The 22746-nt window shown below is 64.4% G+C and carries 23 protein-coding genes; 13 read left to right on the plus strand and 10 right to left on the minus strand.

The window, feature by feature from the left end:
• The first annotated feature begins 100 nt into the window (after positions 1 to 100).
• The 6 genes from LAN61_11690 to LAN61_11715 all read left to right on the plus strand — a co-directional run bounded on the left by LAN61_11690 (position 101) and on the right by LAN61_11715 (position 7700).
• Positions 101 to 1372, plus strand: coding sequence for a Fe-S-containing protein (locus LAN61_11690; GenBank protein MBZ5541167.1), 1272 nt, complete (start codon positions 101 to 103; stop codon positions 1370 to 1372).
• A gap of 28 nt (positions 1373 to 1400) precedes the next feature.
• A complete protein-coding gene (locus tag LAN61_11695; protein MBZ5541168.1) occupies positions 1401 to 2702 on the plus strand; it encodes an ABC transporter permease in 1302 nt (433 codons plus the stop codon).
• The gene (locus LAN61_11700) at positions 2699 to 3847 is read left to right on the plus strand and encodes an ABC transporter permease (GenBank protein ID MBZ5541169.1); all 1149 of its coding nucleotides are present in this window, start codon (positions 2699 to 2701) and stop codon (positions 3845 to 3847) included. The genes LAN61_11695 and LAN61_11700 overlap by 4 nt, the downstream gene beginning before the upstream one ends.
• On the plus strand, positions 3844 to 4926 hold the full coding sequence (locus LAN61_11705) for an ATP-binding cassette domain-containing protein (GenBank protein MBZ5541170.1): 1083 nt from the start codon (positions 3844 to 3846) through the stop codon (positions 4924 to 4926). Before LAN61_11700 ends, LAN61_11705 begins: the two co-directional genes overlap by 4 nt.
• A 15-nt stretch (positions 4927 to 4941) precedes the next feature.
• Positions 4942 to 5325, plus strand: coding sequence for a DUF971 domain-containing protein (locus LAN61_11710; GenBank protein MBZ5541171.1), 384 nt, complete (start codon positions 4942 to 4944; stop codon positions 5323 to 5325).
• Positions 5326 to 5423: 98 nt separating this feature from the next.
• On the plus strand, positions 5424 to 7700 hold the full coding sequence (locus LAN61_11715; protein MBZ5541172.1) for an APC family permease: 2277 nt from the start codon (positions 5424 to 5426) through the stop codon (positions 7698 to 7700).
• A gap of 390 nt (positions 7701 to 8090) precedes the next feature.
• On the opposite strand, the gene mscL is transcribed toward LAN61_11715, so the two are convergent.
• The 5 genes from mscL to LAN61_11740 form a co-directional block, all read right to left on the minus strand.
• A complete protein-coding gene (gene mscL / locus LAN61_11720) occupies positions 8091 to 8528 on the minus strand; it encodes a large-conductance mechanosensitive channel protein MscL (GenBank protein ID MBZ5541173.1) in 438 nt (145 codons plus the stop codon).
• Positions 8529 to 8692: 164 nt separating this feature from the next.
• Entirely contained in the window at positions 8693 to 9052 is a 360-nt protein-coding gene (locus tag LAN61_11725) for a hypothetical protein (GenBank protein ID MBZ5541174.1), read from the minus strand.
• A gap of 27 nt (positions 9053 to 9079) precedes the next feature.
• Positions 9080 to 9607 carry a peptidylprolyl isomerase gene (locus LAN61_11730; GenBank protein MBZ5541175.1) on the minus strand — a complete coding sequence of 176 codons (528 nt, stop codon included), beginning with the start codon at positions 9605 to 9607 and terminating at the stop codon, positions 9080 to 9082.
• Between the two features lie 152 nt (positions 9608 to 9759).
• On the minus strand, positions 9760 to 10581 hold the full coding sequence (locus LAN61_11735) for a phage Gp37/Gp68 family protein (GenBank protein MBZ5541176.1): 822 nt from the start codon (positions 10579 to 10581) through the stop codon (positions 9760 to 9762).
• Positions 10581 to 11417, minus strand: coding sequence for a three-Cys-motif partner protein TcmP (locus tag LAN61_11740; GenBank protein ID MBZ5541177.1), 837 nt, complete (start codon positions 11415 to 11417; stop codon positions 10581 to 10583). The genes LAN61_11735 and LAN61_11740 overlap by 1 nt, the downstream gene beginning before the upstream one ends.
• A 474-nt stretch (positions 11418 to 11891) precedes the next feature.
• Here LAN61_11740 and LAN61_11745 point away from each other — a divergent pair, with 474 nt between their 5' ends.
• Complete coding sequence (locus tag LAN61_11745; protein ID MBZ5541178.1) at positions 11892 to 12347, plus strand: hypothetical protein; 456 nt, start codon at positions 11892 to 11894, stop codon at positions 12345 to 12347.
• A gap of 28 nt (positions 12348 to 12375) precedes the next feature.
• Here the strand turns inward: LAN61_11745 and bstA are convergent, their stop codons facing one another.
• The gene (bstA, locus tag LAN61_11750) at positions 12376 to 12897 is read right to left on the minus strand and encodes a bacillithiol transferase BstA (protein ID MBZ5541179.1); all 522 of its coding nucleotides are present in this window, start codon (positions 12895 to 12897) and stop codon (positions 12376 to 12378) included.
• 218 nt (positions 12898 to 13115) lie between these two features.
• Between bstA and trxB the strand changes: the two genes are divergently transcribed.
• Positions 13116 to 14039 carry a thioredoxin-disulfide reductase gene (trxB, locus tag LAN61_11755; GenBank protein MBZ5541180.1) on the plus strand — a complete coding sequence of 308 codons (924 nt, stop codon included), beginning with the start codon at positions 13116 to 13118 and terminating at the stop codon, positions 14037 to 14039.
• A 36-nt stretch (positions 14040 to 14075) separates the two neighbouring features.
• Positions 14076 to 14987, plus strand: coding sequence for a proline dehydrogenase family protein (locus LAN61_11760; GenBank protein ID MBZ5541181.1), 912 nt, complete (start codon positions 14076 to 14078; stop codon positions 14985 to 14987).
• Here LAN61_11760 and LAN61_11765 read toward each other — a convergent pair.
• From LAN61_11765 to LAN61_11775, 3 genes are read right to left on the minus strand one after another with little or no spacing between them, the layout of a single operon-like run.
• On the minus strand, positions 14984 to 15649 hold the full coding sequence (locus tag LAN61_11765; GenBank protein ID MBZ5541182.1) for an O-methyltransferase: 666 nt from the start codon (positions 15647 to 15649) through the stop codon (positions 14984 to 14986). The genes LAN61_11760 and LAN61_11765 overlap by 4 nt on opposite strands.
• Entirely contained in the window at positions 15642 to 16358 is a 717-nt protein-coding gene (locus tag LAN61_11770; protein MBZ5541183.1) for a metal-dependent hydrolase, read from the minus strand. Before LAN61_11770 ends, LAN61_11765 begins: the two co-directional genes overlap by 8 nt.
• Before the next feature lie 17 nt (positions 16359 to 16375).
• Positions 16376 to 16933, minus strand: coding sequence for a TlpA family protein disulfide reductase (locus LAN61_11775; GenBank protein ID MBZ5541184.1), 558 nt, complete (start codon positions 16931 to 16933; stop codon positions 16376 to 16378).
• A 175-nt stretch (positions 16934 to 17108) separates the two neighbouring features.
• On the opposite strand from LAN61_11775, the gene LAN61_11780 reads away from it, so the two are divergent.
• Both LAN61_11780 and LAN61_11785 read left to right on the plus strand, forming a co-directional pair.
• A complete protein-coding gene (locus tag LAN61_11780) occupies positions 17109 to 17375 on the plus strand; it encodes a ferredoxin family protein (GenBank protein MBZ5541185.1) in 267 nt (88 codons plus the stop codon).
• A gap of 168 nt (positions 17376 to 17543) precedes the next feature.
• Entirely contained in the window at positions 17544 to 19706 is a 2163-nt protein-coding gene (locus tag LAN61_11785) for a DUF1926 domain-containing protein (protein MBZ5541186.1), read from the plus strand.
• A gap of 12 nt (positions 19707 to 19718) precedes the next feature.
• On the opposite strand, the gene LAN61_11790 is transcribed toward LAN61_11785, so the two are convergent.
• Entirely contained in the window at positions 19719 to 21044 is a 1326-nt protein-coding gene (locus LAN61_11790) for an SUMF1/EgtB/PvdO family nonheme iron enzyme (GenBank protein ID MBZ5541187.1), read from the minus strand.
• Positions 21045 to 21467: 423 nt separating this feature from the next.
• Between LAN61_11790 and LAN61_11795 the strand changes: the two genes are divergently transcribed.
• Both LAN61_11795 and LAN61_11800 read left to right on the plus strand, forming a co-directional pair.
• Positions 21468 to 21641: a Trm112 family protein gene (locus tag LAN61_11795; GenBank protein ID MBZ5541188.1), complete on the plus strand. Its 174-nt coding sequence runs from the start codon at positions 21468 to 21470 to the stop codon at positions 21639 to 21641.
• Between the two features lie 4 nt (positions 21642 to 21645).
• On the plus strand, positions 21646 to 22707 hold the full coding sequence (locus LAN61_11800) for a D-glycero-beta-D-manno-heptose-7-phosphate kinase (protein MBZ5541189.1): 1062 nt from the start codon (positions 21646 to 21648) through the stop codon (positions 22705 to 22707).
• The last annotated feature ends 39 nt before the right edge of the window (positions 22708 to 22746 follow it).

The following is a 22746-nucleotide window of genomic DNA, read 5'->3' on the forward strand; positions in this document are numbered from 1 at the left end:
GTAGCCTGACAGCGGGTGGGGATGGGGCTGGCTTGACGGGGCCACTCCCGTCGCGTAAACTGAAATTCTTAGTTGCAACTGATGTGCAAGTGGAGACCCGGTGTTCTCGGCCTTTCTCATTGCCTTGCGCGAGGGTGTGGAAGCGGCGCTCGTCGTGGGCATCGTTCTCGTCTATCTGGCGCGCACGGGGCGCGCCCAGCTGTCGCGTTACGTGTGGTCCGGCGTGGGCGCGGCGGCGGCGCTGAGCCTGGGCGTGGCTGCGGCGCTGGAGCGCTGGCAGGTCAGCCAGGACGGCTTCGAAGGGCTGCTGCTCCTGGTGGCCGCGTTTTTCGTGGTGACCATGATCGTGTGGATGAACCGCGTGGCCCGGCACCTGAAAAAGCATATCGAAACGCGCGTAGAGTCCTATGCCGGGCGCGCGGGCCGCGCCGCCGGCTTTGGCCTGTTCCTGTTCGTGTTTCTGATGGTGCTGCGCGAGGGTGCGGAGATGGCGCTGATCCTGCGCGCCGTGGAGCTTTCGACCGAGGGCCTGCAGATCTGGATCGGGACGATTGCGGGGATCGCCGCGGCCGTGGCGGTGGGACTGTTTTTCTTTCAGGGCACGTTGCGTGTGGCGCTGCCGCGTTTTTTTGCGGCCACCAGCCTGATCCTGATGCTCGTGGCCTTTCAACTTGGCCTAACCGGGCTGCACGAGCTGAGCGAGGCGCGCTGGCTGCCCTCGAGCAAGGGCGAGATGGCGCTGATCGGTCCGATTGTGCGCAACGACCTCTTTTTCTTTGTGTTCATTCTCGGGGCAGCGGCGCTGCTGGTCTTCCGCGAGTGGACGTCCCTGGCGCACGCGGCGGCGGCTGCGCAACCCGCGCCGGCCGCCAGTGACGCGGAGCGCCGGCGCAGCGAATGGGAGCGCCGGCGGCAGCGGCGCTGGATGATGGCCGCGGCGGCGGCCTGCCTGGCGGTGATTTTGGCGTTGACGGCCGACTTCGTCTATGCGCAGGTGCATGCGGCGCCGCCGGCGGCGCGCGGCATCGAAGCGCGCAACGGGGAAGTGCGCGTCCCCGTCGCCGAGGTGAACGACGGAAACCTGCATCTTTTCACCGTGAAAATAGGCGGCAGCGCGCTGCGCTTTCTGGTAATCCGCAAGCCCAACGGCTGGGGCACGGCGCTGGATGCCTGCCGCATCTGCGGCGCCGCGGGCTACCGCCAGGACGGGCAGAACGTCATCTGCCGGCACTGCGCTTCGGCGATCTATATCCCGTCCATCGGCGATCAGGGCGGCTGCAATCCCATTGGCGTGCCCGCGCGCGTGGACGGCGCGGAGCTGGTCTTGAACGTCTCCGCGTTGACGGAAGCATTTCGCGAGGTTCCGCAGTAGACTTGGTGCTGTCCGCCAACGCGCTCCTATGTTCCTTCGCCTCGTTGCCGACTCCTTCTCCCGCCGCCTGAGCCGCAAGCTCCTGACGGCGGGCGCGCTGGCGCTGGGCATGGCCGTGGCCACGGCGGCGCTGAGCGTCTCGTTGGACGTGGGCGACCGCCTGGCCAAGGAATTCCGCAGCCTGGGCGCCAACCTGCTCCTGACCCCGCACGCCGATTCGCTGCCCCTGGAGATCGGCGGCGTGGACTACCGCCCGGCGAATGCCGGCGCGTATCTCCCGGAAGCGGACCTCGGCAAGCTCAAGACAGTTTTCTGGCGCCACAATATCGTCGGCTTCGCGCCGGTCTTGGAAGTTCCGGTGGAGGCGTGGTCTGCCGCGTCGAAAACGCCTCCAGCACCGGGTACCGCCGCGCGCGCGACGCTCATCGGGACCTGGTCGCAGCACGCGGTCGCCGTTCCGGACGGCGGCACGTTTGTCACCGGAGTGGAAAAGACGAACCCCTGGTGGAACGTGGAACCGCGCTGGTTCGCCGAGGATAAGAAAGAGTGCGTCGTGGGGCAGGCATTCGCGCGCCGCGCCGGGGTACGCATCGGGGACCTGCTGCAAATCCAAGCCGGCACGGAAACCGTGGGTCTCACGGTCGTGGGTCTGCTTTCCAGCGGTGGCCCGGAGGATGAGGCGGTCGTCACGCCCATCGCGCTGGCGCAGCAACTGGCGGGCAAGCCGGGGATGTACCGCCGGCTGTATGTGAGCGCGCTGACCAAGCCGGAAGACGCCTTCGGGCGGCGCGATCCCAAATCCATGACCCCGGCGGAGTTCGACCGCTGGTTCTGCACGCCGTACATTTCCGCCATCGCTCTGCAAGTCGAGCAGGCGCTCCCCGGCACTGACGCGCGGGTGATTCGGCGCGTGGCCGAGGGCGAAGGGCGCGTCCTGACGCGGGTGCGCAACCTGCTGTGGCTGGTGACTGCCGCCGCGCTACTGGCCGCGGCGCTGGCCGTGGGCGCCACGTCCGCCGCGATGATTATCGAGCGGCGCACGGAGATCGCGCTGATGAAGGCGCTGGGCGCGGGCTCCAGCATGGTCAAGAGCCTCTTTGCGGCGGAGCAGATCCTGCTGGCGGTGGTGGGCGGCGCGGCGGGCTACGCGGTCGGAATCATTCTGGCGCGGCTGCTCGGGCAGGTCGTGTTTGGCGCGGCACCGGAGCCTTCGGGGCTGGTGTTCGCGGTGGTGCTGGTGCTGGCGGTGGGCGTGACGCTGCTCGGCAGCTTTTTCTCGATGCGCCGCGCCGCGGCGTTTGAACCCGCGCCGATTCTGCGAGGCGAATGATGTTCTGGCGGATTCTCAAGCGGCTGTTGCAGGCCAATCGCGGGCGCCTGGTGACGGTATTGCTGGCGCTCGGCGCGGGCGCCGCGGTCACCGCCGCGCTGCTCAACCTGCAGGTGGACGCCGAAGAGCGGCTGACGCGCGAGTTCCGTTCCTTCGGCGCCAACGTGCTGGTCGCGCCGCGCGCCGCCGAAACGGGCGGCGGCGTGACGATGGACGAGGCCGTGCTGCAGCGCGTGCCGCAGCAGTTCCAGGGCGCGCCGGTGGCCGCCGTGCCGTTTCTCTATCTGGTGGCCGACGTATCCGATTCCGACGCCACGCTGCGCAAGGTCGTACCCGCGGTGGTGGCCGGGACGCAGCTCGAGGGCCTGGCGCGCGTCGGCCCGGGGTGGAAGATCGAGCCGGCGTCGCCGCTGGCGCTGGCGGGAGGGCACTGCCTGGTAGGTGCGCGGGTGGCGGCCCAATTCGCCGCGCGGCCGGGCGAAAAGCTGCTGCTGCACCTGGGCGGCCGGGAAGAGACCTGTGTGGTCAGCGGGATCGTCTCCGCGGGGGGTACGGAAGATAACCAGGTCTTTGTGGATTTGGCGGCGGCGCAGCGCCTGGCGGCGCAGCCGGACCGCCTCAGCCTGATCCAGGTGAGCGTGGCCGGCACGCCGCAAGGCATCGAGAGCTTTCTGGGGCAGCTGGCCATCGCGTTGCCGGGGGCCAGCGTGCGCGGGGTGCGGCAGTTCAGCGACGCCGAAGCGCGGCTCTACCAACGCATCCGCGGGCTGCTGGTGGCCACGGTGGCGCTCATCCTGGTCCTGACCGGGCTGTGCGTGATGGCGGCGATGACCAACGCGGCGATGGAGCGCACGCACGACGTCGGCTTGATGAAGGCGCTGGGCGGGCCGGTGGAGCGCGTGCTGCGCCTGTTCCTGACCGAAGCGGCGATCCTCGGCGTGGTCGGAGGGATTCTCGGTGCGGCGGCGGGTATTGCGCTGTCCGTCTGGCTGGGCCAGGCGGTGTTTGGCGTGGCGGCGCGGCCGCGGCTGATTGTGTATCCTGTGAGCGTGGCCCTCACGATCCTTGTCGCCGTGGCAGGAGCGTTTCCGCTGCGGCATCTGGCGAGCGTGAAGCCGGCCGCCATTTTCCGGGGAAATTCATGAGCGCGCAGGTGCTTGTCGAATCGCTGGTCAAACAGTACGGCGTGCTGCGCGCGCTCGACGGCCTGACGCTTTCCGTGGACGCCGGCGAGTGGATCGCGCTAATGGGCCCCTCGGGCTCGGGGAAGACCACGCTGATCAACATTCTCGGCGGGCTGGACACGCCGACCGCGGGGCGCGTGGTGGTGGACGGTGTGGAAGTTTCGCGGCTGGGCGAATCGGAGCTGGTGCGCTACCGCGCGGAGAAGGTCGGCTTCGTCTTCCAGCAGTTTCACTTGGTACCGTACCTGACGGCGGTGGAAAACGTGATGCTGGCGCAGTATTTTCACAGCGTCACCGACGAGCCGCAGGCCGCCGAGGCCCTGCGCCGCGTCGGCCTGGGCGAGCGCCTGACGCATCTCCCTTCGCAGCTCTCCGGCGGCGAGCAGCAGCGCGTGGCCATCGCGCGGGCGCTGATCAACCAGCCCAAGCTCATCCTCGCCGACGAGCCCACCGGCAATCTCGACGAGGCCAACGAAAAGATAGTGATGGAGATTTTCCGCGAGCTGCACAGCGCGGGGCACACCATTCTGATGGTCACCCACGACACGCTCATCGCCCGGGAAGCCGACCGCCGCATCGAGCTGGCGCACGGCCGCCTGGAGCAGATTTCCGCGCTCTCCGCCGAGGACCAGGACCGCTTCGATCACCTCCTCGAGCAGATTTGGGTTTGCGGGGAAGAGGGCACGCCGGCCCGCGTGGAGCGCATCCGCACGCCCGGCTCGGTGAGCCCCATCAAGACGCTGGGACGCCTCGTGGATCTGCATCTGGCCGAGGTGCGGGACTCCGAAGTGCGGCTCACCGAGCGCGGCAGCCGCCGCGCCCGCGACGTCATCCGCCGCCACCGCCTCGCCGAGCGGCTCTTCAAGGATACCTTTGCGATCGACGATTCCGAGGCGCACACGCAGGCCTGCAAATTCGAGCACATCATCAGCCCGGAACTCGATCAGCGCATCTGCGCGTTCCTGGGCCATCCCAAGACCTGCCCGCACGGCAATCCCATTCCGCCGGGCGATTGCTGCCCGGAGAAGCCCGCCAAGTAGGAGCCCGCGGCCCCCATGCCCATCCCCCTCGACAGCCGGAAGAAGCCCGCCAGCGTGAAGATCCACGTCTCCAGCGGCGCGGGCGTGGACATCGTCTGGGCGGACGGGCACCCCAGCCATTACGACTTCGCCTATCTGCGCGAGAACTGCCCCTGCGCTTCCTGCAACGAAGAACGCAACAAGAAGGAAGTTCTGGCGGGGTTCGCGGGGTCGTCCTCGCCGCTGCTGCCGATGTACAAGCCCAAGCCCCGGGCGCAAGCGGCGGTGCCGGTGGGAAACTACGCCATTCAGATCAGCTTCAGCGACGGCCACGGCGCGGGCATCTTCAGCTACGATCATCTCCGCACCATCTGTCCGTGCGCCGAATGCGCGCGGGAATTCCGCTCTCCCGGCGCATAAACATTCCTCTTGCGTCACTTGCCGCTCCTCTGGGGTGCTGGACAATCCGCGCGAAACATGGGAACATTTTTCCCCGCAACCAGTGAACACTTTCTTTCATGCCATCTGAACCTATCTCTCCCGGGGCAGTCGCTCAGCCCAGCAGGAACATCCCTCGCGTCATTGTCGCGACAACGGCCCTCCTGACCTTCATTTCCTTCTGGCGGGCGGCGGCCATCGTCCTCAACGACCTCGCTTCCTCAGCCTATTATGCCGGCGGCGAAGCCGAAGGCTTTGTCGGCAAGTCCGCGCCGTGGTTCATCCTGGCGGTCATGCTGTTTTCCTATGCGGTGCGCGCGGTGTACGTGGAAAGCTGCAGCATGTTCGTGCGCGGCGGGGTGTACCGCGCCGTGAAGCAGGCGCTGGGCGGGAACCTGGCGAAGTTCTCCGTTTCGGCGCTGATGTTCGATTACGTCCTGACCGGCCCGATCAGCGGTGTAACCGCGGGGCAGTACATTGCCGGGCTGGCGAACGAAACATTCACCTATTTTCATATCAACATGCACTTTCCGGCGGGGGCCTCCGCGGTCCTGTTCGCGGTGATCGTGACGGGCTACTTCTGGTGGCAGAACATCAAGGGCATCCCGGAGTCCAGCGATAAAGCGCTGAAGATCATGAAGCTCGTCACCGTCATGGTGGTGATGCTGATCGTCTGGTGCGTCTATACGCTGCTGGTACGCGGCGGGCACCTGCCGCCGATGCCGGCTCCGAAAAACATCGTCCTGGGGGAGAACGCGCTGGGCTGGCTGCACGGCGTGGAACTGGGCAAGTTGTTTGGCATGGTGGCCATCTTTGTGGGGCTGGGCCACTCGGTGCTGGCGATGAGCGGAGAAGAGTCGCTGGCGCAAGTCTACCGCGAAATCGAGCATCCCAAGCTGCCCAACCTGAAGAAGGCCGGGCGGGTGATTTTCATCTATAGCCTGCTGTTCACTTCGCTCGTCTCCTTCTTCGCGGTGATGATCATCCCGGACGATGTGCGCCAGAGCTTCCTGCAAAACCTGATCGGCGGACTGGCGATGAGCCTGCAAGGGCCGTTTCTGGCGCGGCTGCTCTTCCATGGCTTTGTGGTCGTGGTGGGCACGCTGATCCTGGCCGGGGCGGTGAATACGGCGATCGTGGGTTCCAATGGCGTGCTGAACCGCGTCTCCGAGGACGGCGTGCTGGTCGACTGGTTCCGCCAGCCGCATCGTAAGTATGCAACCTCCTACCGGATCATCAACATCGTGGTGGTGCTGCAGATCATCACCATTCTCATCAGCCGCGGCAGCGTGACCTTCCTGGCCAACCTGTATGCCTTCGGCGTGATCTGGAGCTTCGCGATGAACAGCCTCTCCGTGCTGGTGCTGCGCTACAAGCACCCCGGCGAGCGCGACTACCAGGTGCCCTTCAACCTGCGCATCCGCGGCGTCGAGATTCCCGTCGGCCTGGGACTGATCGCGGTGCTGCTGTTCACCATCGCCATCGTGAACCTTTTCACCAAGCCCCACGCCACCGTTTCCGGCGTGACTTTTTCCGCGCTGCTTTTCATTGTGTTCACGATTTCCGAGCGCGCTGCGCACAAGGCCAAGGAAAAAAAGGGCGAAGCGCATGCCGAGAGCATGGACCAGTTCAACCTCGGGCAGGAAAGCGAACTGACGCCTGCTTCGGTGGGTGCGCGCCCCGGCAACATCATCGTGCCGGTGAGCAACTACCACGCGCTCTACCATCTCGGAAACGTCCTGGACCGCTTCAAGCCGGAGCGCCGCGACCTCGTGGTTCTCCACGTGCGCACCCTGGCCCGTGCGGCCTCCGGCGAGCACGAACTCGATCCCGAGCAGCTCTTCGGCAGCGTCGAGCAGCACCTCTTTTCGCAGGCCCTCTCCATGGCGGAAAAGCGCGGCAAGACCATTCGCCTGGCCGTCGTCGGCGCCACCGACCTCTGGGACGGTATCCTGCGCGGCGCGCAGAGCCTGCAGTCCTCGACCATCGTCCTCGGCCACTCCGCGAAATGGACGACCGAGGAGCAGGCACGGCAGATCGGCGAGGCCTGGGAAAAACTCGGCGATCCCAAGCCGCAGTTCAACCTGGAGATTCACACGGCCACGGGCGACAAGGTCTTCAAAGTCCTCGGGCCGCACGCGCCGAACCTCACCATAAACGAGGTCAACGAGCTGCACCAGCTCTGGCTGCGCTTCAGCGAAGTCCTGGCGCCGGAGGAGCTGCACCACCACGACATCGTGCATTTTGCCCTGGACGAAGTGCAGATGGAGCTCGAGGCGGGCAAGGAAGACGAACTCGTCGAGCGCCTGCGCAAACACCTCGAAGAGAACAAGCTCAAGCGCCCCCCTACCAGCTAGCCCGCATTTCTCGCCACAGTCAGAGTCACGGCGCGTCGTGCCCCGACAGGTGGCACAGGCTTCAGCCTGTGCTCTTCTCCTAGCCCCCCGTAGCACAGGCGGAACTTATCCCGTCTTGGTCGGGAGCCACGCCCGCTCTGCAGTTATCCCCAAAAAGTTGAAATCCATCTTTCCCGCACGTCCAGTGAAACTATCTCGCCCTTCTTCTCGGCGTACCCTCCGCGCCCTCTGCGCCTCTGCGTTATCTTTCTCTTCCCCCGCCCGCTGCAGCACGAGCACGATTGCCTGTCCCGGCGCTCCCTATGCAACGTCGGTTTACATCCCGCGCGCGGATCCCCCAAGGCAAAATTCGAGTGTTGTCACCCGCTCGGGAGGCGAGCTGCGGCCGCTTCAGGCGGCCAACGGAGCCGTGCAGTGGCCGCAGCGCCGGGCTTTGGCCGGGATGGCCATCAGGCACTCGGGGCATTCCCGGGTGGTGGGCTCTGCGGGTGGCGCGGGCTTGGCCGTCCAGCGGTTCACCTGGCGCACCAGCAGGAATACGGCAAAGGCCACGATCAGGAAGTTGATGATCGTGTTGAGAAACAGGCCGTAGTTGAGCGTGGCCGCGCCGGCGGCCTTGGCCGCGGCCAGCGACTCGTAGGACTTGCCGGAAAGACTGAGGAAAAGGTTGGAGAAGTCCACATGGCCGATCAGCCGGCCGAGCGGCGGCATCATCACGTCTTCCACAAACGAGGCGACGATCTTTCCGAATGCGGCGCCCAGAATCACGCCGACCGCCATGTCCAGCACGTTTCCCCGCATCGCAAAGGCCTTGAATTCCTTGAGCATGGCGCACCTCCTCCGGTTGCAGTCGTCGATTGCTCGCGAGGCCCGGCACAGGCTTCTGCATGGGCGGATGCCTGTGAGCCGGAAGTATAGTTAAATGACTGGAAAATTACAGCGCAGCAATTTCCGCGGCAACGCGGCCGTGGCATGTCTTTTCTGGGAAGAGCTCATCGCGGGCGGAAGACCAGCGCGGTGCCGAGAATCCCGCGCAGGATAAGCAGCCCGCCCGCGGCGATGAGCAGCGGGCCGACCCAGGCGAAGGGCACGCGGGCGATGGCCGCCAGGAGCGCGCCGGTCAAGACCAGGGAGATTCCCCGCGTCCAGTTCTCCCAGCGCGCCCGGTACGCGCCCGGCTTGGCCAGCGCGCGCAATCCCCACAGGATCAGCGCCACGCTGACCATCACCCAGGGCAGCGAGTGGCGGTTGAAGAAGATGCGCCCGCTCACGCCGACCCAGGCTAGCAGCGCGCCGAGCAGCAGAAAAAGCATCTCGTTGATCAGGCGGAAGAGGCGATCCGGCGTGAGCATTGTCGTGCGTTCGGGCGAGAGAGCCGCTTAAGCGACCCGTTCGATCTTCACCTTCTGCATGACCACCGGAGTCTTTGGTCGGTCGCCGGAGTCGCGCGGCGTGTTCACGATCTTGGTGACCACGTCCATCCCTTCGATCACCTCGCCAAAGATCGCGTGCTTGCCATCCAGCCATTCCGTCGCGGCCACGGTGATGAAGAACTGGCTGCCGTTGGTGTTCGGTCCGGCGTTGGCCATGGAGAGCTTGCCCGGCGTCGCATGCTTCAGCGCGGGGTGGAACTCGTCCTGGAAGGTATAGCCCGGGCCGCCGCGTCCGTCGCCGCGCGGGCAGCCGCCCTGGATCATGAAGTTGGGGATGACGCGGTGAAACGTCAGCCCATCGTAGAAATTGCGCTTGGCTTTCTGCCCGGTCTTCTCGTCGGTAAACTCCTTGGTGCCTTCGGCCAGGCCGGTGAAGTTCGCGACGGTTTTCGGCGCTTCCTTCTCGAAGAGCTTGCATACGATGTTGCCCATGGACGTCTCGAAAATCGCGTAAGTTCCTGCTGCTCGGCTCATGCTCTCTCCTTGGCTGCCTCTAAATCGTACACGAAACCCCGCGATTCCCGCCACACGGAGGCCTCCGCCCCGGAAACAAACTCCCCGGGAATTGCGGGTAAATCAGTGCATGACATGAAAGAATTGGCACTGCAGACTTCGCTGGCAACAGATCAGGCCAGGCACTCCGCCAGTTGGACAAGCCTGAACGGGGACTCAATCTGCTCTGCAATCGCGAGACATTTCTCTGCTGCCAGAACTGGATGGCGGTCTCGCCGGGGGAATTCGTCGTAGGTCTTGCCTTCCAGCTTCCGGCCAGCAGCGGCTTTGCGGATCCCGCCCCACTGCTTAAAGAAAAACGGCACGCCGGCTTGCCGGCATTGATTTCGAAGCGAAAGTACCCATTCTTTTCTCATGGGCCTCGCGCCCGGGCCGCTTTCTCCACCCACGATGACCCAGTTTACGCCGTCGAGATTCAGCCGGCCTAGGTCTTCGAGTAACGGTTCAATGGACAAGAAGCGCACCGCCACGCTGGCCCTCCGCAGATCGCCAATTCTAGGCAGGCCATATTTCTGATCCTCTACGCTTACTCCCCACCAGATGTGGGATTCCTGCGCTGCGAATTTCAATGTTGAATTCAGAAGTTCTTTGAGCCGCTGGGACCGTTTCGTGAGTACCTGGTATGTATGCCACCGGGCGGAGACCATAACCTTCGCGACGGCGGCAATGTAGTCGTCTGGGACTTCCTCATGAAACAGATCGCTCATCGAGTTCACAAAAATCATTTTGGGATTTCGCCAGCGAAGCGGCTCTCCCAGCTTCTCGGAAACCAGCCGCAGGTCAAATCCCTGCTCGTATGGATGCCCTGGCACGCCTCGAAATCGCTCGGCAAATGTCTCCGCATAGCAATGCTTGCAGCCCGGGCTGATCTTGGTGCAGCCCCGGACCGGATTCCAGGTCGCATCCGTCCATTCGATTGCTGAATCCGCGGCCATCAATACTTCCCCTGTTGTTTGTATTTTTCAAAGATATTAAGAACAATCTTCTCGGCTGTATTCACTTGAGCTGCGAAAAACAAATAGTAAACGACGGCTCCCTTGGAATTCCTCATGGGCAAGGGTTCAGGAACACGCTGGAAGCCCGCCACTTTCTTCAATCTTTCTCGAAACGCTTCGGCGACGGTTTCGTTTGATTCTTTTTCCGGAATTCCGAACAGATTTCCCTCGGTCTGGTACGCGATGTCCCGCCAGGATTCGTCACCCCAGAATACGTTCATCCGGGCAATCTGTGATGGACTGACTTTTTCCGGATTGTGCCATAGGACATTCCGGTTCATGTCCGCTACGGGGAAATTCAAGAACATGTCCAAGCTCTTCATCTTCCCAGCCGTAGAGATTACCTTCCAGTCGAGGTGGAGTCCATAAGGATCGAGGATGCAGAGGCCTCGGCGGTAATCCTCATATCTCACCTTCGGGAAGACCTGCTCCAGGAGAATGCGATTGCAATCGCCCTGGTAAATGAAAAGGTCTTTTCGCTTTCCGAAGAGCTTTCTCAGTTGTTCGACCTTTTCCGCCTTGATGTCGATCAAGTGATATTCCCGGAATGGGGGCTGTACGTTCAGCGCATTCCAAGGGCTTCCGGGGACAAATTCTTGCGTTGCCCGCGCAAGGTGCACGCCTGCACCGGCGAAGGCGTCTATGTAAACGTGATAGAAAGAAGGATGCTCTTGCGCTGCCAGGAGGGTGGAATAGGCAGCGGCGTATTTCCTGACGATCTCAAGCTTGATCTCGGACCAAATGCCGATTTCGTCGAATTGTAACCAATCCCGCACGGCGCATACGATATTCGCTTTGTATTCGCCTGCATGTCAAGTACATTTACTTCGCGTGGAACCCGCAAGCCGCTTTCCGTCGCGCCCTCTCGCCGCTGTTCCCGCCTGCGCTCTTCGCATTTCGAATTTCGTATTTCGATTTTCGAACCCGCCCCGCCGGTTTCGAATGCTTTTCCACAGCCTATTCGAATACTCATAAGTAATCTATTGACGAATAGGTTAAGTTCATAGTAATATTCTTCATGAACTCGGCGCTCCGCAACCCCCCGCTCCCCTCCTGGCCGGCTTTCTTATCCCTAACCCCTTTGCCATCAAATCGTTTCCCGTTTTTCGCCCATAACTCCTTTACTCCTCGCTCCTTCCCAATCCTGGCACTTAATCCCCTTTGGAATCATATCGTTTCCCAGAAAGTGCCGGGGGCGCCCCTCCCGGCAGCGCCCCTGCGCTTTCCAATCCACATCTCTCGAGGTCCTAATGCGACGCAAATCCAATCCTGCTCCTGAATCCGCTCCATCCTCCGGCAGCGCTTCCCGCTGCCTCTTCGCCGACTCTCGCGGCCACCGCTGCCGCATGCTCCGCTCGGACGCCCACCCCGCCCTATGCGTCTTTCACGCCCGCCAGGAGCGCCACCTCCTCGAATCCGAGCGCATCGGCGCCGAACTCGCCACCCTCTCCGGTGAGTTCAAGACGGCCACCGACATCAATGGTGTCCTTGGAAAACTCTTCTCACTGCTCGCCAACGGACGTATCCCCCGCCGCGATGCCGCCGTGCTCGCCTACATCGGCCAGTTGCTGGCCAACACGCTCCCCGGCGTCAAGCGCGAAATCCAGCAGGTGCGCGGCATCCCCGGCTGGGAGCAGACCCTTCGCAGCGCCTTCTCAAGACAATTTTCACGTGGAGAAGAAAATGCAACGCCAGCGCCGCGTTGATTGGGGAACTCTCTCCTTGTCTCCCTCTTCACCAGCCCTTCTGCTGGCGCAGGCGGGTGATGTGCGCGGTGTGGTGCGGGCCGTGCCAGGCATAGAGGAAGAGCAGCCACTCGAGCGTGCGCACGCCGTGCTCCGGGTGGCGGAAGGTGCGCGCGTAGTCGGCGTCGCGGAGCGTGCGCTGCAGCCGCATCCAGCGGTCGTGCAGCGCTTCGAGCAGCGTCAGCGACACCTCCACCGGGGCGGACTTGGCGTCGGGGAGTTCGGCCCAGAGGCCCTCGGCGTAGGGCTTGATGGTCGGTTCGTTCTCGGTCATGGCCAGGCGCAGGCGCGTGTAGGCATTGGCGTGGCTGTCCGCGACGTGATGGATCACCTGGCGCACGGTCCAGCCGCCTTCGCGGTAGGGCGTATCGAGCTGGGAGTCGTTCAGGCCTTTCACCGCGGCGCGCAGCTTCGCGGGCGTCTCCGCAATGATCTCCATGGCCTGTTGCCGCAGCGCCGGGGTCACTTCCTTCGGCGCTTCGAACTTTCCGATCGGGTAGCGCGGATCCATAAGTTTCCTCTCCTCGGTGTTTCGGCACGCAGCAGCCGGAAGCACTTCCGGACGATAGCGCCAGGTCGGGCCGCGGGTCAATTTGTGCGGCGCAAACTGCCGCACCAATTTGGTCCTGGGCCGCTTCTTGCCGCGCCGGGGGAGGATGCTACAATCATCGCTTTGCGCTGTATCCAATCCGGCCGCTGGAGAATCGAACCGGGGGAGGAAGACGAGAGATGTACAACGTCATCATCATCGGCAGCGGCTGCGCCGGCCTGACCGCCGCTATCTACGCCGGGCGCGCCAATCTCAAGCCGCTGGTCATTGATGGGCATGAGCCCGGCGGGCAGCTCACCCTCACCACGATGGTGGAAAATTTTCCGGGCTTTCCCGAGGGCATTCTCGGTCCCGACCTCACCGACAACATGCGCAAGCAGGCGCAGAAGTTCGGCGCGGAGTTCAAGTCCGGCGCGGTGACGGCCGTGGACCTGAGCCGCCGCCCGTTCCAGATCACGGCCGGCAAAGAGACCTACGCGGCGCAGACGCTGATCGTGGCCGCGGGGGCTTCGGCGCGGCTGCTGGGGCTGGAGTCTGAGCGCAAGCTGATGGGCCACGGCGTTTCCACTTGCGCGACTTGCGACGGTTACTTCTTCCGCGGCAAGCCGATTGCCGTGGTGGGCGGCGGAGACTCGGCGATGGAAGAGGCTCAGTTCCTGACCCGCTACGCCAGCAGGGTCTATCTGCTGCACCGGCGCAGCGAATTCCGCGCCTCGAAAATCATGGTGGACCGCGCCCGGGCCAACGAGAAAATCGAGTTCGTCACTCCCGTGCACCTCGAGGAGATTCTCTCGCCCGCGAAGGGCGCGGTGGAAGGCGTGCGCGTAAAGAACACGGCGACCGGGGCGCTGCGGGAGATCGCTGTTGACGGCGTCTTTGTGGCCATCGGCCACGAGCCCAACACCGCCGCTTTCCGCGGCCAGCTGGAGATGGACGCCAACGGCTATTTGCTCACGCGCAATGGCAGCTCGACGAACGTGCCGGGCGTCTTCGTCGCCGGCGACGTGAAGGACAGCCGTTACCGCCAGGCCGTCACCGCGGCCGGCTCCGGCTGCATGGCGGCGATTGACGCGGAAAAGTTTCTGGAAGAGCACAGCCACTAGCGGGGGGCCGCCGCCTCCGGGCATAATCAAACGTACATGCTCCGCTTCCTTCTGCTCAAGCTCTCAGAAAGCAAGGCGCTGGCCCGCTGGGTCACCTCCAACAGCGCCACGCGAAGGATGGCGCGGCGCTTTGTCCCCGGCGAGACGCTGGACGAGGCCGTGGCTGCGGCGCGCGCCTGCAACGACGCGAACATGCTCGTCAGTCTCGATTACCTCGGCGAAAACGTCGCCACTGTCGCCGATGCGCAACGCGCCCGCGACGCCTACCTGGAGATCTTCGACCGCATCGCGCGGGAGCGCCTGGACGCCAACGTCTCCTGCAAACTGACGCAGCTGGGCCTGGACCTGAGCGTGGATTTCTGCGAGGGGCTGGTGTTTTCGGTGGTGGAGCACGCCGCGAAAACCGGCAATTTCCTGCGCATCGACATGGAGGGTTCGCTGTACACGCAGCGCACCATCGACCTGGTCAAGCGCGTGCGCTCGCAGATTCCCGCGGTGGGCACGGTGATCCAGGCTTATCTCTTCCGCAGCGAAGCCGACATCGCCGACCTGCTGGCCTACGGCTGCCGCATCCGCCTGTGCAAGGGCGCCTACCGGGAGCCGGCGGAGATCGCCTACCCCGCGAAAAAAGATGCGGACGCCAGCTACGTGCGGCTGATGCAGCTGCTGCTGGCCAGCGGCTTCTATCACGGCATTGCCACGCACGACCCGCGCATGATCGCGGCGACCATCCGCTTCGCCGCGGCCCAGAAAATCTCCAAGCAGGATTTCGAGTTTCAGATGCTCTACGGCGTGCGCACCGACCTGCAGAAGATGCTGGTGCGCGACGGCTACCGCCTGCGCATCTACATCCCCTATGGGCGCGACTGGTTCCCCTATTTCATGCGCCGCCTCGCCGAGCGCCCCGCCAACCTGGCCTTCTTCCTGGAAAACCTCTTCCGCGGTTAGAGCTTCCGGCAGACGGTTACGCCGTCGCGCAGCGGCAGCAGCACGGTAAAGAGCTGCTTCGAGGCATGGACCAGGCGGTTGAACTCCTGGACCCCTCGCGTGTCGGCATCCTTGGCGCGCCGCGTAACCTTCCCGGACCAGAGCGTGTTGTCGGTGATGAGCAGGCCGCCGCGGCGCAGTTTGGGCAGGGCCGCGCGCAGCGCCGCGGGATACTGGTGCTTGTCCACGTCGTTGAAGATCAGGTCGAATTTTCCCGGGGTCTTCTTCAGCAGCGCCAGGGCATCGCCGGTAAGAACGTGGATGCGCCGGGACACCCCGGCGCGGCGGAAATAGGCTTCGGCGCGGCGGGCGTTTTCCGGGTTGCCGTCAGTATAGAAGATTTCCGCCTGGGCCCCCGCGGCGCGCGCCAGCCACACCGTGGAATAGCCGATGGCCGAGCCCATCTCGAAGATGCGCCGGGCTCCGGAGACCTGCGCCAGCAGCGCCAGCAGGCGCGCCACGGCAGGGCCGATGATGAAATACCCGTGCTGGTGCGCAAAGGCTTCCATCTCGCGCACCACGGCGTCGCGCTCCGGCAGCAGATCGTAGAGATATTTGTCCACGTCTCGGCGCGTAAAAACGCTGGCGATGTTTTTGTCCAGGATGATTTTGTGCTTAGCCAAGGTGCTCTCCGGGCTTCAGGGCATGGATTTCGAGGCCTGGGATGTCGCGCGTCTCCCGGTGCAAAGCTTCCACCGTCCCGGTCAGGACGGGAAAGGTGGCGTAGTGCATGGGCACGACGTGCTTCACGCCGAGCAGGCGGATGGCGTAGGCCGCTTCGCGCGGGCCCATGGTGTACAGGTCGCCGATGGGCAGACAGGCAAGATCCGGTTTGTACAGCTCGCCGATAATTTTCATGTCGCCGAAAATGGCCGTGTCCCCCGCGTGATAGACGGTGAAACCGCCGGGCAAGCGCACGACGTAACCCGCGGGTTCGCCGGCATAGATGCGTTTTCCGGCGTCTTCGATGGAATTGGAATGAAATGCGTGTGTCATCGTGACTTCGAAGTCGCCGATCTTCTGCGCGCCGCCCTTGCTCATAGGACGCGTCTGTTCACCGAATCCTTTGGATTCGAGCCACAGGCACGTCTCGAAGATGGCCACTAATTGAGATTTGTGTTGTTTTGCCAACGCCAGGACGTCGCCCAAATGATCGCTGTGGCCATGGCTGATGAAAATGGCGTCGAGCCGGGAGATCTTCTTGAGCGGCTCAGGACAGACCGGATTGGTCATGACCCACGGGTCAATCAGGGCTACTTGGCCCGAAGGCGTGGTGATCGAGAATGCGCTGTGACCGAAATAGGTGAGGCGATTGCCGTGTGTATTGAGCATGGTGTGGCTCCCTCTCCCTAGGGATTTGAGTTTGCGGCGGGTCCGCCGCCGGCGCTTTTCGCCGCCAGCAGCGCGCGAATGGCCGCTTCATACGTGGCGCGATCCGCTCCGCCGGCAATGTGCCCGATCTGCCTCCCGTCCGCAGCGTAGAAAAACGAGATAGGCAGCGCGCCATTCCAGCGCGGATTCACCGTCTGCTGGAAGGCCTCCTGCTGGCCCGGCCGCTTGCGGTAGTTGGGGAAGATCGGCTTGTGCCTCGCCAGGAAGCGCCGCACCAGGAGCATCTCGCCGTCATCATCGAAGCTCACACCGACCACGTGCAAACCCTGCGGAGCGTACTGCCGGGCCAGGTCGTTGAGCATGGGGTATTCTTCGCGGCAGGGCTCGCACCAGGTGGCCCAGAAGTTCACGAGCAGGGCCTTGCCGCGGTATTTCTCGAGGAGTTGCCGGTAGCCCGCCTCGTCGAGCAGCGCGGGGTCGCGCGGCGCCTTGGCTTGCGGCACGGCAAAGGGGGCCGCGGCAACCAGAAGGAGAATTGCGACAAAAAAGGTCCTGATTTCCTTGCGCCTACGCATGTTTTTCATTCTACCCGCTTGCACAAAAGTTGAGAAACCGTTTCGCGCCGCGTACAATTGCAAGAGGTCGGCTTGTCGCGCGAAACACAGACGTGGTATAAATACCGTTTCGCTGGCAGCACTCTACGCGCGAGAGGCGCGGGGTTTGCCGGCCCACGCTAAAGGAGAAGCGCTGATGGCTTATGTGATCGCCGAACCGTGCATCGGCACGAAAGACACCGCCTGTGTAGACGTTTGCCCGGTGGACTGCATCCACCCTCGCAAGGACGAGGCGAATTTTGAGAGCGAGACGCAGCTCTACATTCATCCCACCGAATGCATCGATTGCGGCGCGTGCGTGCCGGTTTGCCCGGTGACGGCCATTTTTGCGCTCGAGGATCTCCCGGAGAAGTGGGCCCACTTCACCGCCATCAACGCGGATTGGTACGCCAAGAAGGGATAATGCCGGCTTTCTCGCGGCGCGGATTTGCGCCGGACGGAGGCGGCGAGCCGTAGCTCGCCGCCTTTTCTTTTTCCCGGCGGCTTTTTCCCGGGTAGTTGTTACGCGGACGTAATCACGCCGGCACAGTGTTCAGGGTATGATAGGGGTCTGCGTACGAGCGAAGAGCGCGTGTCCGCCAAATTCCATCTCGTTCTGCTGATTCACGCTCATCAACCCTTCGGCAATTTCAGCCATGTGCTGGAGCAGGCTTACCAGGATTCCTACCTGCCGTTTGTGGAATGCCTGGAGAAACACCCGGGCGTACACATGGGCCTGCACTATTCCGGCCCGTTGCTGGAATGGATCGAGGAACAGCACCCGGACTATGTGGAGCGCCTGCGCACCCTGGCCGAACGCGGCCAGGTGGAGATCGTAGGCGGCGGCTTCTACGAGCCGATTCTCGTCTCCATCCCTCTCGCAGACCAGCACGAGCAGATCACGCGCATGGCTGTGCACCTCGAAGAACGCTTCGGGCGGCGCCCCGCGGGAGCCTGGCTCGCCGAGCGCGTGTGGGAGCCGCAATTGCCTGCGGCGCTGGCCGAGGCCGGTGTGGGCTACACCCTGGTGGACGACGTCCACTTCCTTTGCGCGGGCTTCGAGCCCGAGGAACTCTTCGGCGATTACGTGGCCGAGGACCAGGGGCAAATCGTACGCTTGTTCCCGGGCCTGAAAACACTGCGTTACCTCATCCCCTTCCACCCGGTAGAAGAAGTCATGGCCTTCCTGCGGGACGCCGCTGCCGCGCATCCCGGGCGCATGGCGGCGATGGGCGATGACTGTGAAAAGTTCGGGGTCTGGCCAGGCACGCACAATCATTGCTTCCGCGACGGCTGGATCGAGAATTTTTTCACCGCGCTGGAGGCCGCAGCGGACTGGCTGGCGATTTCCACTCCCGGCGAATATTTTGCCGGCCACGCGCCACTCGGCCGCGCGGACCTGCCCACGGCTTCCTACAGCGAAATGATGGAATGGGTGCTGCCGACGGGCGTGCGCCAGCGCCTCCACGCCGTGCAGAAGGAATTTCAGGCGCGGCCCGACGTTCTGACCTATCTGCGCGGGGGACCCTGGCGGGGCTTTTTCCGGAAATACGCGGAAGCCAATCTGCTGAACAAGAAGATGCTGCGCGTCTCGGCGAAGCTCGCTGCGGCTCCCAAGCGCCGCCCCGGAACGCGTGCTGCCGCGGAGCTGGCCCAGGCGCGCACGCACCTGCTGCGCGCGCAGTGCAATGACGCCTACTGGCACGGCATCTTCGGCGGGCTCTACGCCCCCCATCTGCGCACCGCCTTGTGGCGCGAAATCATCCAGGCGGAGACCATCGCCGACCGCCAGACACCGGGCGGCCTGCTGCCGCGCGCCGAGGCCCTGGATTTCGACGCCGATGGCGCGCAGGAGCTGGTCCTCTCCGCGCCGCAATACCAGGCGCTGCTGAAACCTTCCGACGGCGCCACGCTGGCCGCGCTCGATTTCCGCCCGGCCGGAGCCACCCTCGTCAATTCCGTGATGCGCCGCCGCGAGGAGTATCACGCGCGGCTCGCCAATGCGCCGGACTACATCTCCAGCGGCGCAGTTTCGATCCACGAACAGACGCGCGTGAAAGAGCCGGGCCTGGAGCGTTATCTGCTCTACGACCGCTGGCCGCGCCACGCCTTCCGCGTTCTGCTCTTCGATGCCGCGCGCACCCCTGGCGACTACGCCGCTCTGCAGCTTGGCGAAGACGCCGGATTCGCCGCCGGGGAGTACACGGTGCTCCGCGCGGAGGCGCACAACGCCGCGCTGCTCCGGGAAGGCGCACTCGTTGGTATGTGGGACCGCGAAGCGGACAACCCCGCGGCGCAGGACTCCGCCGCAGCTTCCGTACTGGCCCTGACAAAGACGTTTACGTTTGATCCTTCGCCGCGCGGCTGCGAGGTGGCCTGCGAGATCACACTGAAATTCCGGCAGCCCCGGGCCCGGCCGCCGGCCGTCGGACTCGAGTCCATCGTGAATCTTCTGGCCCCGGAGGAGACGGACCGCTTCTTTGATCTGCCTCAGGGCCGGCAGCCGCTGCGCTGGAGCGGCGCCGCGCCGGGGCCCATTCTGCGCATGGAGGACGGCTGGCAGCAGGTGCGCGTAGCCCTGCACGCGCCGGAGGTCCGGGAATTCTGGGTGGCTCCGGTAGAGACCGTCTCGGAATCCGAGGAAGGATTCGAACGCGTTTACCAGGGTTCGCAGATTCTCGCGGTGTGGTATCCCGCACTCACCGGAGAGACCGCTTGGTCGGCGCGCCTGGTCTGGCGCATCGAATCGTTCTAGCCGCTCCGCGCTTCACTCTTCGACGCAGCGGAACGTCGCGTACACATGCGGAGCGTGCTGCGAGCACCAGGTCCGGAAAGAGCGCCGCAGCAGGCACGCCGCCGTGCGCGGCGAGCCGCCCTTCAGCACGTAGTGCTTGCCGTCGAAAAACTTCGCGGAGTACCCCGGATAGAAGGGCAAGGGCGCGAAGCCGGGAAACGGCCCGAAGACCGTGCGCGTCCACTCCCAGCCATTGCCGACCAGATCCTGCACCGCGAACGCGCTCGCGCCCGCCGGATGCGAGCCTACCGGCGCCGGCTCCCACTGCCGAAAATGGAAGTTGCCGTGTGCCGCGCCGGGGGCTTCCTCGCCCCAGGGATAGTTGCGCTCCCAGCCTTCCGGCGTGCCATAGGCCGCGCGATGGAACTGCTCTTCGCTCGGGAGCCGCCGCCCGAGCCACTTGGCGTAAGCCGAAGCTTCGGCATGGCTCACATATACCGGCCAATCGAGGGGCAGGCGGATTTCGCCGAACATGGCGCGGTACATCCACAAGTTGCCGTCGCGCCTCCAGAAGGCCGGATGGCGCACGCCGGCCCGTTCCTTCCAGGCCCAGGCCGCTTCGCTCCAGAGCGCGCGGTTTTCGTAGCCGTCGGCAGCCAGGAAACGCAGGAAGTCGCCGTTGGTGACGTTGCAGGCGTCGATCACGAAGGAGGGCACGTTTACCTCGTGAACGCCGAATTCGTTGTCCCAGCCGAACTCTTCGCCGGTAGTCTGGCGCAAGCCGAGCGTGGCCTGGCCTGCGGGAATCACCACCATGCGCCCCTTGGACCTTCGCGCGGAGGCGGGCGCCGCGACGGAGCCGGAAATTTTCCGCTCGAAGGGTAACCGGTGCGCCATGTAGGCGAGGGCTTCGGCGTGCATCAGGCGGTGCTCGATGGCCGTCTCCAGCATGTCAGTCAGGTGCGGATGGCCTTCTCGCGGACGGCCCAGGGCGCAGTCGATCGCCGCATCCAGTGCTTCGCGTACCCGCTGCGTGTAGCGCGCGATCTCTTCGATGCCCGGCCAGTCTTTGGGTTGGCCGGGGAGATGGCCGTTCGCGGCGGCGGTGATGGGCCCGAAGAGTTGGTCGAAGACCGAGTGAACCGAGCGCAGGCCGAAGGCGCGATGCCCCAGAAGATTCCAGTCGAAGGCCTCGAGGTGCCCGCAATAAAAGATCAGAGGGTGCCGTTCGGCGACCGGGCAATCGTAGATCGCCTCGGGGCGCACGATCTGAAAGAGCTTGTCGGTGTGCGCGCGCGCCTCCCGCAGACGCACCGGTAGATCCTGCCGGATACGAATGGCACTGGCGAGAACTCCCATGGAGTGTTCCCTCTTGCTTGGACGCCATGCCTGAACAAAGGGTAGCGCCGATTTTCTTCTGGGAGGGGGGAAGAAGAAACTTGAGAATTGCACCCTGTAATCCTGAAGTCAATCGAAATGGGCGCGAAAATCGTATCAGTTACCGGTTTATGACTTGGACGCGCCAATTCACGCGCGACGCCGTTTGGAAAAACAAGTGCTTGTCTTCCAGGTCAGGGGGAGAGTCCATTCCGGGGAGCGCAATTGTGGCCGCGATGCTCTGCCGCGCACCGGCGCCTCCGAAACTCCCGGGAGATTAGGGCGTTCTAATATTCCTGGGCAAGTGTTCGTCTGCAGCGGTGTTGCTCTCGGCAAACCTCGTCTGCTAGAGTCACCAGGAGAGCAGGGAACATTCCGGAGCAGCTCTGCCACAGGTGCACCACGATGCCTATCAGCCAGGAATTGCTGGACATACTGGTTTGTCCGCTGTGCAAGACGCCGGTCAAGCTCACCCCGGACGGCGCCGGGCTGAAGTGCGCCACCTGCCGCCGCGTCTATCCCATCAAGGACGAGATTCCCGTCATGCTTCCCGAGGAAGCGACGGTTGCTTCCGAATAGCCCCATGTCTTTCGCCATTGCCGATTCCGTGCCCCGGCTGAAACGCCTGCTGCCCCGCTTGCGGGGCCTGCGTGCCGGCGTTTTCGGCGACTTGATGCTGGACCGCTACCTGTGGGGTACCGCGACGCGGCTCTCCCCCGAGGCGGCCGTGCCGGTGGTGGATTTCGTGGAGCAGAGCGAGTGTCTGGGCGGCGCCGGCAACGTGGCCGCGAATCTCGCGGCGCTTGGCGCGCGCGTGGAGATGTTTGGCGTGGCGGGGCGCGACGAGCCCGGAGCGGCCCTGCGCAAATGTCTGCGCGCCGCCGGGATCGCCGAGCGCGGCGTGATTGCCGACCCCCGGCGCGTCACTACGGTCAAGACCCGCATCATCGCCCGCCACCAGCAGGTGGTGCGCGTGGATCACGAGCGCCGCGAACCCCTGCGCGCGGAGACCGAAGAGGCCCTCGTCCGCCACCTCCTCAGCGCCTTACGCCGCCTGGACGTGCTGGTGCTTTCCGACTACGACAAGGGCCTGATCACCGATGCTCTCGCCGACCGCGTGCTCGGCGCCTGCCACCGCCTGAAGGTGCCGGTGCTGGTCAAGCCGAAAACCTCGCGGCTCTACGCCTATCGCGGCGCGCGGGCCATCGTCTGCAATGCCGGGGAAGCCAGTTTCTTCGTAACCCGCACGCTGGGGGACGATAAATCGGTCGAGGAAGCGGGCCGCGCGCTGCTGGCCCATTTCGGCTGCGCCGCGGTGGTCATCACCCGGGGCGAAAAGGGCATGAGCGTATTCGAGGAGGCTTCGCCGCGGCACGTGCACGTGCCGGCTACGAGCTTCGAAGTGACCTACGCGCGCGTCGGCCAGCCGGGCATCGAGCACAGCGCCACCGGCCGCCAGGTCTTCGACGTCACCGGCGCGGGCGATACGGTGCTCGCCGTGCTCTCCCTGGCGGCGGCCGCCGGCGCGATCCTTCCCGATGCCGCGGTGCTTGCCAATGCTGCCGCGGGCGTCGTGGTCGGCAAGCTGGGCACCGCCACCGTCAGCCCCAAAGAACTGGCCGCCGCGCTCGACGACCTCCCGTAGCACAGGCTTCCGCCTGGGCCTGCCCATTGCCACGCGGCC

The organism is Terriglobia bacterium (assembly GCA_020072785.1).
Taxonomy (GTDB): Bacteria; Acidobacteriota; Terriglobia; order Acidiferrales; family UBA7541; genus Acidiferrum.

Bases quoted from the DNA above. Each gene is read 5' to 3' on its own strand.
- LAN61_11795 (MBZ5541188.1), top strand. From the start codon at position 21,468: ATGCCTATCAGCCAGGAATTGCTGGACATACTGGTTTGTCCGCTGTGC.
- LAN61_11735 (MBZ5541176.1), bottom strand. From the start codon at position 10,581: ATGGCCGCGGATTCAGCAATCGAATGGACGGATGCGACCTGGAATCCG.
- LAN61_11800 (MBZ5541189.1), top strand. From the start codon at position 21,646: ATGTCTTTCGCCATTGCCGATTCCGTGCCCCGGCTGAAACGCCTGCTG.
- LAN61_11730 (MBZ5541175.1), bottom strand. From the start codon at position 9,607: ATGAGCCGAGCAGCAGGAACTTACGCGATTTTCGAGACGTCCATGGGC.
- LAN61_11705 (MBZ5541170.1), top strand. From the start codon at position 3,844: ATGAGCGCGCAGGTGCTTGTCGAATCGCTGGTCAAACAGTACGGCGTG.
- LAN61_11695 (MBZ5541168.1), top strand. From the start codon at position 1,401: ATGTTCCTTCGCCTCGTTGCCGACTCCTTCTCCCGCCGCCTGAGCCGC.
- mscL (MBZ5541173.1), bottom strand. From the start codon at position 8,528: ATGCTCAAGGAATTCAAGGCCTTTGCGATGCGGGGAAACGTGCTGGAC.
- LAN61_11790 (MBZ5541187.1), bottom strand. From the start codon at position 21,044: ATGGGAGTTCTCGCCAGTGCCATTCGTATCCGGCAGGATCTACCGGTG.
- LAN61_11700 (MBZ5541169.1), top strand. From the start codon at position 2,699: ATGATGTTCTGGCGGATTCTCAAGCGGCTGTTGCAGGCCAATCGCGGG.
- LAN61_11710 (MBZ5541171.1), top strand. From the start codon at position 4,942: ATGCCCATCCCCCTCGACAGCCGGAAGAAGCCCGCCAGCGTGAAGATC.
- LAN61_11725 (MBZ5541174.1), bottom strand. From the start codon at position 9,052: ATGCTCACGCCGGATCGCCTCTTCCGCCTGATCAACGAGATGCTTTTT.
- LAN61_11770 (MBZ5541183.1), bottom strand. From the start codon at position 16,358: ATGCTCAATACACACGGCAATCGCCTCACCTATTTCGGTCACAGCGCA.
- LAN61_11715 (MBZ5541172.1), top strand. From the start codon at position 5,424: ATGCCATCTGAACCTATCTCTCCCGGGGCAGTCGCTCAGCCCAGCAGG.
- LAN61_11780 (MBZ5541185.1), top strand. From the start codon at position 17,109: ATGGCTTATGTGATCGCCGAACCGTGCATCGGCACGAAAGACACCGCC.
- bstA (MBZ5541179.1), bottom strand. From the start codon at position 12,897: ATGGATCCGCGCTACCCGATCGGAAAGTTCGAAGCGCCGAAGGAAGTG.
- LAN61_11760 (MBZ5541181.1), top strand. From the start codon at position 14,076: ATGCTCCGCTTCCTTCTGCTCAAGCTCTCAGAAAGCAAGGCGCTGGCC.
- LAN61_11745 (MBZ5541178.1), top strand. From the start codon at position 11,892: ATGCGACGCAAATCCAATCCTGCTCCTGAATCCGCTCCATCCTCCGGC.
- LAN61_11775 (MBZ5541184.1), bottom strand. From the start codon at position 16,933: ATGCGTAGGCGCAAGGAAATCAGGACCTTTTTTGTCGCAATTCTCCTT.
- trxB (MBZ5541180.1), top strand. From the start codon at position 13,116: ATGTACAACGTCATCATCATCGGCAGCGGCTGCGCCGGCCTGACCGCC.